Origin of the sequence: Arcobacter siniprincipis (SeqCode) (assembly GCF_048571125.1) — a bacterium.
Lineage (GTDB): Bacteria > Campylobacterota > Campylobacteria > Campylobacterales > Arcobacteraceae > Arcobacter > Arcobacter siniprincipis.
Map to the genome: position 1 here is coordinate 2,857,877 of NZ_CP182343.1, position 14,475 is coordinate 2,872,351.

A 14,475-nucleotide genomic window follows, 5' to 3' on the forward strand; every position below is an offset into this window, starting at 1 on the left:
ATAGACTTTTATTAATTTAACATTGAATAGTATTACATAAAAATTCTTTTCAAAAGATAGATAAGCCAATTTTATAATACTATTCTCATAGAATAATATGCACTCATATAAACTCAAAATTCAATCAAATATAAACTTTTTTTTGATTTTTTTTGATTTGTATTGGATTTACACCAAAATGCTCTTTAAATATTTTACTAAAATGACTTACATTTTTATACCCTACCATATAAGAAACTTCATTAATATTTATTTCATTATTCATAAGTATTTTTTTTGCTTCATTTAATCTAAGTTCCTGCAAAAATCCAAATACTGTATTTCCAAAAAGTTTTTTAAAACCTTTTTTTAGTTTAAATTCATTAATTGCAGATTGGTATGCTATCATTTTTAGAGAAGGTGGATGAGAGATATTTTTTATTAAAATATCTTTTGCTTTATATAAACATTTAATATCTTTTGAACTAAATTCAAAATTTTCTTTTAAATATGTTTTTTTGATTTCATTTATTGTAATATAGATTAAATCTATAATTTTTGATTCTAAATATAATTCTTGTAATTTCCCCTCTAAGGAAAATAATGTAGGTAAATCTTCTAAAATTAATATTTGTTTTTCACTTATAGGGATTTCTTCTTTTATAGAAAAACCGTTTATATTATATACGTCCTTTTTTGATAAGTCTTTTTTAATTAAATCATCAAATATCTCATTTTCAATTAAAATATAATGTGTACAATACTGTTTGTTAGCTAAGTAAGTATTAAAAGACTCAAAATTCTCATCAATTTTACCAATTACATAATGTTTAGGCTTAAAAATAAATTCACTTTTTTTGTTTCTTTCTTTTATACTACTAATATTACTAGAACAATTAAACATGATAAAGGATACACCTTTTGAATCATGCTTAGATTCTAAAATTATATCTTTTTTAAAAGAAGACTTGAAAAACATATATGAGGTTTTAAAATTTGTACGATAATGATAAAATGATACTTCTTTAAAGTTCTCATTATTAAACTGCATACTCTTTTTTTGAGCAACAGCTAAAGGATATATTTCTTCGGTTTTATTTAAATATTCTTTTCTTTTTAAAAGTATTGACATAAAATTACCTTATACTAATTATCATTATCATAATAACTTTTGTATACTTAAAATTTCTTATATTTTGAATAATTAAATAAAAAACAATCTTTGTTTAATTACTTATTATTTAGATTAATTCCTTCTTTGTCCAGGTTTTGGGTCACTTACTTCTTTTTGTAAGTCCACGCTCAAATTATTATAAAACAATTCTCCATAATCTGTCAACCTATTTATGGTTTCATATGCTTGTTTTATATCATTATTATATTTTAAAGCATCTTGTAATATTTTTATAATTTTAACTGATTCTAAAAAGTTAATATGAGAAGGTGCTTCTATAGGAGAAGAATAATATTTATGCATACGCTCCACTAAATTTTTATTTCTTATTTCTATAAAAACTGACTCAATTGGGGATTTAAAAAATAGTACCTTTTGTTTTACATTGATTGAGATATAAGTCGTCTCCATGCCATATATTTTTCTTGAAAAAGAGTCAAATAAAAATAGTTTCTTATTGTAATTATTATTAAACAATTCATAAATAAGTTCAAGTATTTTTATCTTCTCCTCTTTTGTATAAAAGTTCCCAATACTTGCAAAACAAAAAGATAGTATAGATTTTATTGAGTACCATTCAGTTGTATCATAATCATATCTAAGCATTTGATTTATTCTATTTTGTTTTAGTGCTTCTATTTCTGAACTTGTTTGGGTTCTATATATTCTTTTTACAGCTGTATCTCTATACATAGGTCCTGGAAATTGTGCTTGAATTACAAATCTTCTATTTTCTTCTATTTCCATAATATATCTCATTCTTCCACAATAATCTTCATCGATTATTCGTACTTCTTTTTGTGGAATTTGAGTGATTGATTTTACAAATTCTTCTTCATTGCAAGCCTCTTCCCAAATATAATCTGGATACCTAAATAACTCACAAATTTTATCTTTGACACTTTTTGAAGGTTCAACATCTGTTACTCTATCAACCCAAGAAGTTACTGTTCTTCTATCTTTTTGAATTAATGATGCAAATTTTGATATACTTAAATTAGATCTTTTATATATCTCTATTAGTTTATCTATACTTGTTTTATAAGACATTTCTTCCTCTTTTTATAATTTTAACTAAAAAATTGTACCATTTTTATACATAAAATCAAATATTGTACAAAATAATCCTATCTGTAAAGAACTTGTGTTTTTCTTTTCAACTATTATACAATACATACATTTCACTATGATGTATACTAACAATATAAAACTACAAAAGGATTTACATGAGCGCAGGAAAAAGATTTAGAGAAGCTCTTAAAGAAGAGAGACCATTACAAATTGTTGGTACAATTAATGCTTATCAAGCCTTACAAGCTACAAAAGTAGGATTTAAAGCTATTTACCTTTCAGGTGGAGGAATCGCAAATGCTTCTTATGGTTTACCAGATTTAGGTATGACTATGATTGAAGATGTATGTATTGATATTAGAAGAGTTACTTCAATTTGTGATACTCCATTAATCGTTGATGCTGATACAGGTTGGGGACATGCATTTAATGTAGCTAGAACTGTTAAAGAATTTATCAGATCTGGTGCTGCTGGATTACATATTGAAGATCAAGTTGCTGCAAAAAGATGTGGACACAGACCAAATAAAGAGTTAGTTTCTACTGAAGAGATGTGTGACAGAATCAGAGCTGCTGTTGATGCTAAAATGGAATTAGATCCAGATTTTTATATCATTGCAAGAACTGATGCACATGCTTCAGAAGGTCAAGAGGCTGCAGTTGCAAGAGCAAAAGCGTATGTTGAAGCTGGAGCAGATGCAATTTTTGCAGAAGCAGTTCATACATTAAAAGAGTACAAAGAATTTTGTGATCAAATGTCTGTACCTGTATTAGCAAACATTACTGAGTTTGGGGCAACTCCAATGTTTACTACTGAAGAATTAGGAAGTGTAGGTATTGAAATGGTACTTTATCCATTATCAGCATTTAGAGCTATGAACAAAGCTGCTTTACATGTATACCAAGAATTAAGAGATAAAGGTACTCAAGAAAGTACTTTAGACACTATGCAAACAAGAATGGAACTTTACGAAATGTTGGGGTATCACGAATATGAACAAAAAATGGATTCATTATTCGCAAAAGGTAAAGCTAAATAATTTAGCTTTACTAAAATATAATAGATAACAAAAACAAAAGGAGACAATATGAGCACTACAACTACAGGATTTAAGCCAAAAAAATCAGTTGCACTTTCGGGGACTGCTGCTGGAAATACAGCTATTTGTACAGTTGGTAAAACGGGGAATGATTTACATTATAGAGGGTATGATATCTTAGAATTTGCAACTCAAGCCCAATTTGAAGAAATTGCATATTTAATTGTACATGAAAAATTACCAAATAAAGCAGAACTAAAAGCTTATAAAGAAAAACTGCAAGGAATGAGAGATCTTCCAGATGGTGTTAAAGTTGCACTAGAACAACTACCAAAAACTGCTCATCCAATGGATGTTATGAGAACAGGTTGTTCAGTTCTTGGAGCAATCATGTCAGAAGACGAATCTCATCCAAAAGAGGAAGCACAAAACATTATTGATAAATTAATGTCTTGTTTCCCTTCTATATTATGTTACTGGTATCACTATGCATACAATGGAAAAAGAATTGAAGTTGTAACTGATGATGACACTATTGGTGGTCACTTCTTACACCTATTACATGGTGAAAAACCAAGAGAATCTTGGGTTAAAGCTATGCACGTATCTTTAATTTTATATGCTGAGCATGAATTCAATGCTTCAACATTTACTTCAAGAGTTATCTCTGGAACAAACTCAGATATATTCTCATGTATTACTGGTGCAATTGGAGCTTTAAGAGGTCCTAAACATGGTGGAGCAAATGAAGTTGCATTTAGAATCCAAGAGAGATACTCTTCAGCTGATGAAGCAGAAAAAGATATCAAAGAAAGAATGGCAAGAAAAGAGATTATCATCGGATTTGGACACCCTGTATATACTACAAGTGATCCAAGAAATGTAGTAATTAAAAAAGTTGCTGAAGATTTATCTAAAGAGAACAATGACATGTTAATGTATGATGTTGCTGAAAGAATTGAATCTGTAATGTGGGAACAAAAGAAAATGTTCCCAAATCTTGACTGGTTCTCAGCAGTTTCTTATAACCAAATGGGAATTCCAACAGATATGTTTACTCCAATTTTCATTATCTCAAGAGTTACTGGATGGGGAGCACATGCAATTGAACAAAGAGAAGATGGGAAAATTATTAGACCATCAGCTCATTATACAGGACCTGAAGGTTTAAAATTCGTTCCTTTAGAAGAAAGATAAAACTAAAAAATATTCTAGTGCCACCTTTGGCAAACACTAAAAGGATAAGCCTTTGCTTATCCTTTTAAATTCAAACAAAATGGATATAAAAATGACAAATGATAAATATCTTAAAAAACTAGAAGGTTTCGATACAAGCTATTATGATGTAAAAACAGCTGTAGAAGATATAACTCCTGGTTCTTTTGAGAAACTTAACTATACTTCAAGAGTATTAGCAGAAAACCTAATTAGAAAGTGTCCAAGTGTTGATTTAAAAGATTCTCTGATTCAACTTATTGAAAAAAGAACTGACAAAGATTTCCCTTGGTTTCCAAGTCGTGTAATCTGTCATGATATCTTAGGACTTACAGCTTTTGTTGACCTAGCAGGTCTTAGAGAAGCAGTTGCATCAAAAGGTGGAAATCCTGATAAAGTAAATCCAGTAGTTCCTACTCAACTTATCGTTGACCACTCACTAGCAGTTGAGTGTGGTGGATTTGATCCAGACGCATTTCAAAAAAATAGAGATATTGAAGATAGAAGAAATGCAGATAGATTCCACTTTATAAACTGGACAAAAGAAGCATTTAATAATGTTGATGTTATTCCTCCAGGTAATGGTATCATGCACCAAATCAACTTAGAGAAAATGTCTCCAGTTGTACACAATATTGATGGAATAGCATCTCCAGATACATTAGTTGGTACAGATTCACATACTCCTCATGTGGATGCACTTGGAGTTATCGCTGTTGGTGTTGGTGGATTAGAAGCTGAAAATGTAATGCTAGGAAACCCATCTTATATGAGAGTTCCAGAAATCATTGGTGTAGAAATTACAGGTGTTAGATCTGAAGGAATTACAGCAACTGATATTGCACTTGCTATGACTTCATTCTTAAGAGAAAACAATGTCATTTCTGCTTATTTAGAGTTTTTTGGTTCAGGTGTTCAGTACTTAAACTTAGGAGATAGAGCAACAATTGCAAATATGACTCCTGAATATGGTGCAAGTGCTGGTATCTTTGCTATTGATGAACAAACTATTGATTACTTAACAGTAACAGGTAGAGATGCTGCTCAAGTTAAACTTGTAGAAGCTTATGCAAAAGCAAATGGATTATGGGCAGACCAATTTGACAATGCTACATATGCAAGAACTATAGAGTTTGATTTATCAAAAGTTACAAGATCTTTAGCTGGTCCTTCTAAACCACATAAATTGGTTCCAACTTCAACTTTAAAAGCTGAAGGTATTGTAAAAGATTGGACACAAGATGGTGATAAAATTCCTGATGGTGGTATTTTAATTGCGGCTATTACTTCATGTACTAATACTTCAAATCCTAGAAATGTTATCGCGGCTGGTTTATTAGCTAAAAAAGCAAATGAACTTGGACTTACAAGAAAGCCATGGGTTAAGTCTTCATTGGCACCAGGATCTAAAGTAATTGAAGTTTATTTAAAAGAAGCTGGATTATTATCTGAAATGGAAAAATTAGGATTTGGTGTTGTTGGATTTGCCTGTACTACTTGTAATGGTATGAGTGGAGCTTTAGACCCAGAGATTCAAAAAGAAGTTGTAGATAGAGATATCTATACTACGGCTGTATTATCAGGTAATAGAAACTTTGATGGAAGAATCCATCCATATGTAAAAGAAGCATTTTTGGCTTCACCTGCGCTTGTTATTGCCTATGCTTTAGCAGGTACTATTAGATTTGATATCGAAAATGATGTATTAGGAAAAGATAAAGATGGTAATGATATTAGATTAAAAGATTTATGGCCAAGTGATGCAGAGATTAATGCTGTTGAAAAATCTTGCGTTAAACCTGAAATGTATAATAATATTTATGAACCAATGTTTAAAAGAGAACTATTAGATAGTATTAAAATCGATCCATTCTATAAATGGAATCCAAAATCTACATATATCAATAGACCTCCTTATTGGGAAGATGAATATATGCAAATGCCAGCACTTAAAGGTATGAGACCATTAGGTGTATTCCCTGATAATATTACAACAGACCACTTATCGCCTTCAAATGCTATTTTACCAAGTAGTGCTTCTGGGGAATATTGTTTAAAAATGGGATTACCTGTAGAAGATTTAAACTCATATGCAACACATAGAGGGGATCATCATACAGCAAGTCGAGCAACATTGGCAAATCCAAAACTATTTAATGAAATGGTTAAAAATGAAGATGGAACTGTTAAGCAAGGTTCATTGACAAAAATTATGCCAGAAGGTACTGAGTCAAGAATGTGGGAAGCTATTGAGACTTATACTCAAAGAAAACAACCACTAATCATCATTGCTGGTACTAATTATGGTCAAGGGTCGTCAAGAGACTGGGCTGCAAAAGGAGTAAGACTTGCAGGTGTTGAAGTACTTATTGCTGAATCAATTGAAAGAATTCATAGAACTAACTTAGTTGGTATGGGTGTATTACCATTACAATTTAAAGATGGTGAGACTAGACATACTTATGCTATTGATGGAAGTGAAACTTTTGATATCGAAGGTAAAATTACTCCAAGATGTGATTTAACAGTTGTAATGACTAGAGAAAATGGTGAAGTTGTTAAATTCCCTGTTTTATGTAGACTTGATACAAGTGCTGAAGTTGATGTTTACAAAAATGGTGGTATTTTACAAAAATTTGCTAAAGATGTTATTGCAGAAGGTAAATAGACCTTAGATAATATCTTACTATTTTAAGGGCGTTTGCCCTTAAAATATTTATTAATTAATCAAAAGATTTTTTAATAAATATTTTAAACTTAATAAAGGAAATTAAATGGCTTACCAACCACAATTTAAAGTAAGAGCAACATATATGAGAGGTGGAACTTCTAAAGGAACATTTTTTAATATAACTGATTTACCTGCACAGGCTCAAGAAAATCAAGAAACAAAAAATAGACTTCTTCAAAGAATTGTTGGTTCGCCTGATGCCTATAAAAAACAAATAGATGGTATGGGTGGAGCAACATCAAGTACCTCAAAAACTGTAATAGTTGGAAAAAGTGAAGTTCCTAATCATGATGTTGATTATTATTTTGGTCAAGTTGCTATTGATAAAGATTTTATGGATTGGAGTGGAAACTGTGGAAACCTATCTTCAGCAGTTGGTCCCTTTGCTATAAAAGAGGGTTTAGTAGATAATGTTCCTCAAGATGGTGTTTGTTGTGTAAAGATTTGGCAAGCAAATATCAAAAAAACTATACTTTGTTATGTGACAATGGCAGATGGAATGGTTAAAGAAATAGGTGATTATGAAATCGATGGAGTTACTTTTCCAGCTGAAGAGATTAAATTAGAGTTTGTTGAACCTGTTGACCCAAGTGAAGAGTTATTTCCAACTGGTAACTTAGTAGATGATTTAGAAGTTCCAGGTGTTGGTACTTTTAAAGCTACTATGATAACAGCTGGTATTCCTACAATTTTCTTAAATGCTGATGAAATTGGATACACAGGAACTGAACTTCAAGGAGATATTAACTCAGATGTTGAGGCATTAAAAAGATTTGAAACTATTAGAATAGCAGGTGCTATGAAAATGGGACTTATGAAAGATGCTAAAGATGCAGAAACTCAACAACATGTACCAAAAGTTGCTTTTGTTGCACCACCATCTGATTTTACAACATCTACTGGAAAAACAATAAAAGCAAATGAACTTGATCTGCATGTTAGAGCTTTATCTATGCAACAATTACACCATGCTATGATGGGAACAGCTTCAGTTGCTATTGGAGTTGCGGCTTGTGTTCCGGGTACATTAGTTAACTTAGCTGCTGGTGGCGGGCAAAAAGATGCTGTAAACTTTGGACATCCATCTGGAACTTTAAAAGTAGGCGCATCTTTGACTAATAAAGATGGTAAATATAAAGTTGAAAAAGCAAGTATGAGTAGAAGTGCAAGAATTATCATGGAAGGTAATGTTTATGTACCTGCTGGAACTATGGAAAAATAAATAAAATTTCAATTCAATTACAAGAGGGGAAAAGATTAATTTCTTTTCCCCTTTTTTAATTTTATTTTAGAGATAATACTTTTTTATAAAAAAGGCTTATTATGAAAACTTGGCAAGATGTTATTAATAAACAAAAAGAGCAAGAGTATTTTCAAAAATTAGAAAATAGTATCAATCATTTATATGAAACTACAACAGTATTTCCAGATAAAAAGAATATATATAAAGCTTTTGATACAACTCCTTTAGATGAATTAAAAGTCCTAATTCTAGGACAAGATCCCTACCATGGAGCAGGTCAAGCACAAGGTTTGGCTTTCTCAACTCCAAAAGAGATAAAAAATCCACCCTCAATGGTAAATATTCTAAAAGAGATAAAAGATGATTTAAAAAGAGATTCTTCCTATCTTGATGGAGATTTAACCCCTTGGGCGAAACAAGGAGTTTTACTATTAAATACTATTCTAACAGTAGAAGAATCAAAGCCAAAATCACATCATAAATTAGGGTGGGAAATATTTACTGATAATATAATTAAACATATCTCAGCAAATTGTGATGATATAATCTTCATACTATGGGGAGCACCAGCTATTGCAAAGACAAAACTAATAGACACAAAAAAACATCATATACTAACATCACCACATCCTAGCCCCTTATCATCTTATAGAGGATTCTTCGGATGTAAGCACTTTAGTAAAACAAATGAGATATTAGAATCATTGGGTAAAAAAGAGATTAATTGGTAAAACACTTAAAAAGTGTTTTACTATTTTACTAAGGCAGAGATGCCTTTAAATTGTGGATGTTTTGCATTTACTGTTAGTTCAAATAAAAGTGACTCATAAGTAGTTGGAATCACACCTGATTGAACAAGTCTTGTAATTGCCACATCTGTATCATTTTGTTTTCTTGAAGTAACACAATCAGTCACTAAAATTACTTTGTATCCAGCTTGTAACAAGTCAATACAAGTTTGAAGCACACAAACATGAGTCTCTATTCCTGCAACTATAATTTGCTTTTTACCTAAAGTATTAATTGCAACCATTGTCTCTTCATTCTTACAACAAGAAAAAGTAGTCTTTTCAAAGTGTGGATAATCATCAACTAACTCTCTTAAAGAAGGAATAGTCTCTCCAATACCTTTTTTATATTGTTCATTTATTATAAATGGAACTTCATGGAGCTGTAAACCTTTTACTAAAGTTAGTAGATTCTTTTCTATCTCATCTTTATTTGTCATATGTGGATAAAGTCTTTCTTGAACATCAACTAGACAAAATGCTACATTTTTTACATCAATTCTCATCTTTACTCCTTATAAATTATGATTTTGAACTATTTATATTCACAAATAATATACTATCATACATAAAGCAGTAAAAAAAATCTAGTAAAATTTAGTCTTTGAAGAGGGAATTAAAACAAAGTGAGAAGTTTATCAACATGAAAGGCAAAAAGCCCTTCAAAATGCTATTTAAATGCTACCTTTTCGGCTCTTGCTAATAACTCTTTTGCACCTTGGTCAATAAAAGTTTGAGCTAGTGCTTGTCCTGCTGTTTTATAATCATTTTGATTAATAACAATTTTTTCTTGCACATATTCACTACCATCTGGCATTCCAACTATTGCTCTTACATCTACTGCATTCTCATCTAAAATAGTTGCTTTTACTCCAATAGGAACTTGGCAACCACCTTCTAAAGTATGTACAAAACTTCTTTCAATAGTTGACTCGATTTCAGCATTTTTATCATGTAAGACTGATAATAATTCTATTAATTCTGGATTATTCAAGGTTTCAATACCTAAAGTTGCTTGTCCCATAGATGGTATCATCTCATCAATAGAGATTGGGGTAAAGTATTTCACCTCATCTTCTATTTGAAGTTTTTGAACACCTGTTGCTGCTAAAATAATAGCATCATATTCACCAGCTTTTAACTTTGCAATTCTAGTATTTATATTTCCTCTTAAATCTTTAAGTTCAATATCTGGTCTTAAAAGTTTTAGCTCCATTCTTCTTCTTAAACTTGTAGTTCCTATTATTGCACCCTTTGGTAGGTCAGTGATACTTGCATATTTTTCACTTAAAAAAGCATCTCTTGGATCAAATCTTTTAGTAAGTGCTGCTAATACAAAACCTTCTTCAAACTCAACAGGAACATCTTTTAAAGAGTGTACTGCTATATCTGCTTCTTTATTTTCAAGTGCTATTTCTAACTCTTTTGTAAAAAGCCCTTTCCCACCTATTTTTGCTAATGGTACATCTAATATCTTATCTGCTTTTGTTGAAAATGTTTTTAGTTCTATAACCATATCTGGATAGTGTTTTAAAAGCTCAGCTTTGATATATTCACTTTGCCAAAGTGCTAATTTACTCTTTCTAGTTGCTATTACAATTTTTTTCATTATTTACTTCCTAAAGTCTCATATTTTAATTTACTGTCATCTCTTTTACCATTTATAAAAATAGTTGGGGTTCCTTTTATCATAACATCATCACCCATTTTTACATCATCTAAAACTCTTGCCATTACTTCGGTAGAATTTATTTGTTCTTTTGTAATATTTGTTTTAAACTCTTTATTAAAAGCACTTAAAATTTTATCTTCATCTTGTGAATCTACAGCAAAATATTGCTCCCAATTAGTAGTGTAAACTTTTTTCTCAACATCTTTTAAACCCATTTGTCTTGCTACATCTATAGCTTTTACCATAGTTGCAGATGCTGGATGAACTCTTAAAAGAGGAAAATTATAATAATAAAGTGCTATTTCCTCTTTATTATCTTTTACATGCTCAATAATTGAAGGAAGAGTATCTATACAAAAAGGACATAAAGGATCAGAGAAAACTACTATTTTATCTTTTGCCTTTGCGTTTCCTGCTATTAAATGGTCTTCTTGATAATAGTTTGCATCAAGTTTTGGTTGTAATAAATCTTTATAAGATGCTCCTGTTTTCAAGTTTATCAATTCTGGTGCTACAATTTCTCCATTTGAAAATATTATATCTTTTGCATTGATTTCTTTATCTTTTACTTTTGCTTTTATTTGCACAATGTAACCATACCAATTTGTCATTGGTTCTGGCATTTTTTCCTTCATGCTTATTTGTATATCTTTTATCTCAACTCTTGCGTTATTTGAAAGTCTTTTTTTCTCAAAATTAATAACATCATTATCAAAATTTGCAGCACTTAAACTAATAGTCATAATAGAAAAAATACATATTAATTTTTTATAATTCATAATACCTCCTAAAATTTATATTTTTGTTTTTACTGTTATTTTTTTTATATCAAATAACTCTTTTGCTTTATTTAACATAGAAGAGTTTAGTAAATCTTCCATTTGAAGCTCCCTTTGAGAAGGTTTTGGATCAACCGTATCATGCATACTTCCAACACAACCTGCACCCATTTCCACATCTTCTACCATTGAGCTTATTTCTTCTTGTTCTTCCTCATTTTCATAGTTTAAATTAACATCTTCTTCGCTTATGTCATTTGTATTTATTTCTACTTTTTTGGGAATTACATCATTTTTTTTTTGCTCTGGAATTTCACCTTTTTTAAAATCTAAATCAATATTTACACCAAAGACATCTTTTGCAAAGGTTTTGATGATGCCAAAATATTTATATAAAAATTTTCTATCATCATCTTGGGCATAAGATACTATATTTAAAATATTGTTTTCAAAACTTTCAAAAATAAAGTTTTTTTCAAAACACTCTCCCAAGTCATGATTTCTCTCATAAACTTTTTTCGTAAGTTCACTGTATAACTCAACATTTGGGTCTACAACTTCTTGTGGTTTTTCAACTACTGCTTGCTCTTCTTTTATATCTTGTACAATTTGCTCTTGGGGTGTTTCTAAAATTTCTTTTGCTATTGGTACTTGTATTTCTGGTTTATTTATTTCATTTGGTAATTCTTCTTTTGCATGTTGCATTACCACTTTTTCATTAACTGCACTTGTCATTTTATTTGCATTTGTTTGAGACAATGTTTCTTTTATTGGTGAAGCTTGAACTTCATCTATTAATTCATCAATTGTTTTTAAATTTGTAGCTTCACTCATTTTAGATAATGTTAATATCAATACAAATGTGGGATCAGAATTTAGTGATAAAAGATGTTTTGCATCCCCTAAGATTCTAAAAAATCTATCATATAAAAAGATATTAAATTTTGGGTCTTTTCCGTATAACATTTTATTTTTTAGATAAATTGTCATCTCATCACAAACAGAACCAGCTTCATATTCTTCAAGTGTTTCAACTATAGGAGTTATATCTCCACAAGATAAAACCACATCAAAAAGTTTATCTAAGAACTCTGGGTCAATAAGTCCTAACATATCAACAACAGCTGTTGTAGTAACTTTCCCTTTTGCAAAAATAATTGCTTGGTCAAGTAAAGTAAGAGTATCTCTTAAACTTCCTTGTCCACTTCTTGAAACGATTTCTAAAGCTTCTGTTTCAAACTCTATTTCTTCTTCATTTAAAATGTGAGTTAAATGATTCATTACATCTTTTTGAGAGATTTTTTTAAATCTAAAGTGTTGAGTTCTACTTAAAATAGTTGCTGGTAATTTTAAAGGATCAGTAGTTGCTAAAATAAATTTTACAAATCCTGGAGGTTCTTCAAGTGTTTTTAATAGAGCATTAAATGCTTGAGTTGTAAGCATATGAACCTCATCGATAATAAACACTTTAAATCTAGCACTGCTTGGTTTATATTTAGTATGTTCTATCAAATCTTTAATATCATCAATACCCCTATTACTAGCAGCATCCATTTCTATAATATCTAAGTGACGATTAGTATTTGCACTCACACAGTTCTCACATACTTCACAAGGTTTTGAAGTAGGACCATTTGAACACAACAGAGCTTTTGCCATAATTCTTGCAGTCGAAGTTTTTCCACTACCTCTAAGCCCTGAAAATAAATATGCATGTGATAATCTATTTGAGTCTAACGCTAATGATAGTGTTTGAGAAACTGTTCCTTGACCAACTAAATCTTCAAATCTCTTTGGTCTATATTTTAAGGCTAAAACTCTTTTTTGTGAATTTTGGTTCTCACTCATTTATATTCCTTACCACTATTTTCCCACCATTATTCCATGAATTTAATATTTTACTTATCATTGTCTCATTTATTTCTGAAGTGAAGTATACATTTACTTTCAATACACCATCATTAAAATGTCCACAATTTTTAGATAAATCTTTTAATCTATTTGCTATAGCATAACCTGTTTCTATTAGATTTGTATTTTCACCCATTATTTTTTTTATTACATTTCCAACTAAAGGATAATGAGTACATCCTAAAACTATAGTATCAACACCCTCTTCTCTCATAGGCTTTAACCAATTTTGCAACATCTCAAAGGTCTTTTCAGTCTCAATATCACCATTTTCAATTTGCTGAACCAAACCCGGACAAGCTTGTTCATGTAAAGTAATATTTGAACTTGAAGTTGAAAGCTTATCAACAAGTAATTGATACTTTTCACCCTTTAAAGTTGCAGGTGTTGCTAAAATTCCTATTTTCCAATTTTTACTTAAAGAAATTGCTGGTTTTATTCCAGGCTCTGTTCCTATGACTATAAGATTTGGAAAGTGTTCTCTTAACTCTTTGATTGCAGCTGAAGTTGCAGTATTACAAGCAACAACTAAAGCATCAATATTGTGTGTTTTAACTAAATAATTTGCAATATCAAAACTATGTTTTAATATCTGCTCTTTTGATTTTTCTCCATATGGTGCAAACTTTGTATCTGCAATATAAAAAATCTCAGCACCTTTTAGTACTTCTGTTATGGCTTTTACGACTGTTAAACCACCAATTCCAGAATCAAATACGCCTACTCTCAATTTATACCTTTTTCATAATAAGAAAATATTCTAGCATAAGTTTTTATATAAAATAATTAGTGAGAAGAGGATATAGAAATTAAATTTAAAGCAGAAGTTTATAATTAAAAATAAAAGACTTGATTATCAAGTCTTTTACTTA

Annotated in this window: 12 protein-coding genes; 5 read left to right on the forward strand and 7 right to left on the reverse strand. The window is 30.2% G+C overall.

Annotated features, from left to right (window positions below; translation table 11 throughout):
- Positions 1–124: 124 nt before the first annotated feature.
- The gene (locus ACNI3D_RS14555) at positions 125–1,111 is read right to left on the reverse strand and encodes a helix-turn-helix domain-containing protein (RefSeq protein WP_419767511.1); all 987 of its coding nucleotides are present in this window, start codon (positions 1,109–1,111) and stop codon (positions 125–127) included.
- A 114-nt stretch (positions 1,112–1,225) separates the two neighbouring features.
- Positions 1,226–2,203: a hypothetical protein gene (locus ACNI3D_RS14560; RefSeq protein WP_419767512.1), complete on the reverse strand. Its 978-nt coding sequence runs from the start codon at positions 2,201–2,203 to the stop codon at positions 1,226–1,228.
- Between the two features lie 176 nt (positions 2,204–2,379).
- Between ACNI3D_RS14560 and prpB the strand changes: the two genes are divergently transcribed.
- From prpB to ung, 5 genes are all read left to right on the forward strand, one after another.
- On the forward strand, positions 2,380–3,264 hold the full coding sequence (gene prpB, locus ACNI3D_RS14565) for a methylisocitrate lyase (protein WP_013136520.1): 885 nt from the start codon (positions 2,380–2,382) through the stop codon (positions 3,262–3,264).
- Between the two features lie 48 nt (positions 3,265–3,312).
- Positions 3,313–4,461 (forward strand): bifunctional 2-methylcitrate synthase/citrate synthase, encoded by a 1,149-nt coding sequence (gene prpC / locus ACNI3D_RS14570; RefSeq protein ID WP_419767513.1) that lies wholly within the window; start codon positions 3,313–3,315, stop codon positions 4,459–4,461.
- Between the two features lie 91 nt (positions 4,462–4,552).
- Positions 4,553–7,147 (forward strand): Fe/S-dependent 2-methylisocitrate dehydratase AcnD, encoded by a 2,595-nt coding sequence (gene acnD, locus ACNI3D_RS14575; RefSeq protein ID WP_419767514.1) that lies wholly within the window; start codon positions 4,553–4,555, stop codon positions 7,145–7,147.
- Between the two features lie 106 nt (positions 7,148–7,253).
- The gene (gene prpF / locus ACNI3D_RS14580) at positions 7,254–8,432 is read left to right on the forward strand and encodes a 2-methylaconitate cis-trans isomerase PrpF (RefSeq protein WP_419767515.1); all 1,179 of its coding nucleotides are present in this window, start codon (positions 7,254–7,256) and stop codon (positions 8,430–8,432) included.
- A gap of 101 nt (positions 8,433–8,533) precedes the next feature.
- Positions 8,534–9,184, forward strand: a complete 651-nt coding sequence (gene ung / locus ACNI3D_RS14585; RefSeq protein ID WP_419767516.1) for a uracil-DNA glycosylase — start codon at positions 8,534–8,536, stop codon at positions 9,182–9,184.
- A 20-nt stretch (positions 9,185–9,204) separates the two neighbouring features.
- Here ung and ACNI3D_RS14590 read toward each other — a convergent pair whose 3' ends face one another.
- From ACNI3D_RS14590 to murI, 5 genes are all read right to left on the reverse strand, one after another.
- Complete coding sequence (locus ACNI3D_RS14590) at positions 9,205–9,747, reverse strand: hydrolase (RefSeq protein WP_419767517.1); 543 nt, start codon at positions 9,745–9,747, stop codon at positions 9,205–9,207.
- 164 nt (positions 9,748–9,911) lie between these two features.
- Positions 9,912–10,850 carry a hydroxymethylbilane synthase gene (hemC, locus tag ACNI3D_RS14595; protein ID WP_419767518.1) on the reverse strand — a complete coding sequence of 313 codons (939 nt, stop codon included), beginning with the start codon at positions 10,848–10,850 and terminating at the stop codon, positions 9,912–9,914.
- On the reverse strand, positions 10,850–11,692 hold the full coding sequence (locus tag ACNI3D_RS14600) for a DsbA family protein (protein ID WP_419767519.1): 843 nt from the start codon (positions 11,690–11,692) through the stop codon (positions 10,850–10,852). The genes hemC and ACNI3D_RS14600 overlap by 1 nt, the downstream gene beginning before the upstream one ends.
- Positions 11,693–11,707: 15 nt before the next feature.
- Positions 11,708–13,540: a DNA polymerase III subunit gamma/tau gene (locus ACNI3D_RS14605; protein ID WP_419767520.1), complete on the reverse strand. Its 1,833-nt coding sequence runs from the start codon at positions 13,538–13,540 to the stop codon at positions 11,708–11,710.
- Positions 13,533–14,333, reverse strand: a complete 801-nt coding sequence (gene murI, locus ACNI3D_RS14610) for a glutamate racemase (RefSeq protein ID WP_419767521.1) — start codon at positions 14,331–14,333, stop codon at positions 13,533–13,535. The genes ACNI3D_RS14605 and murI overlap by 8 nt, the downstream gene beginning before the upstream one ends.
- Positions 14,334–14,475 lie beyond the last annotated feature (142 nt).

What these genes read in the sequence shown, in the direction of transcription:
- ACNI3D_RS14555 (WP_419767511.1), bottom strand. Translation starts at nt 1,111, where the DNA reads ATGTCAATACTTTTAAAAAGAAAAGAATATTTAAATAAAACCGAAGAA.
- ACNI3D_RS14560 (WP_419767512.1), bottom strand. Translation starts at nt 2,203, where the DNA reads ATGTCTTATAAAACAAGTATAGATAAACTAATAGAGATATATAAAAGA.
- prpB (WP_013136520.1), top strand. Translation starts at nt 2,380, where the DNA reads ATGAGCGCAGGAAAAAGATTTAGAGAAGCTCTTAAAGAAGAGAGACCA.
- prpC (WP_419767513.1), top strand. Translation starts at nt 3,313, where the DNA reads ATGAGCACTACAACTACAGGATTTAAGCCAAAAAAATCAGTTGCACTT.
- acnD (WP_419767514.1), top strand. Translation starts at nt 4,553, where the DNA reads ATGACAAATGATAAATATCTTAAAAAACTAGAAGGTTTCGATACAAGC.
- prpF (WP_419767515.1), top strand. Translation starts at nt 7,254, where the DNA reads ATGGCTTACCAACCACAATTTAAAGTAAGAGCAACATATATGAGAGGT.
- ung (WP_419767516.1), top strand. Translation starts at nt 8,534, where the DNA reads ATGAAAACTTGGCAAGATGTTATTAATAAACAAAAAGAGCAAGAGTAT.
- ACNI3D_RS14590 (WP_419767517.1), bottom strand. Translation starts at nt 9,747, where the DNA reads ATGAGAATTGATGTAAAAAATGTAGCATTTTGTCTAGTTGATGTTCAA.
- hemC (WP_419767518.1), bottom strand. Translation starts at nt 10,850, where the DNA reads ATGAAAAAAATTGTAATAGCAACTAGAAAGAGTAAATTAGCACTTTGG.
- ACNI3D_RS14600 (WP_419767519.1), bottom strand. Translation starts at nt 11,692, where the DNA reads ATGAATTATAAAAAATTAATATGTATTTTTTCTATTATGACTATTAGT.
- ACNI3D_RS14605 (WP_419767520.1), bottom strand. Translation starts at nt 13,540, where the DNA reads ATGAGTGAGAACCAAAATTCACAAAAAAGAGTTTTAGCCTTAAAATAT.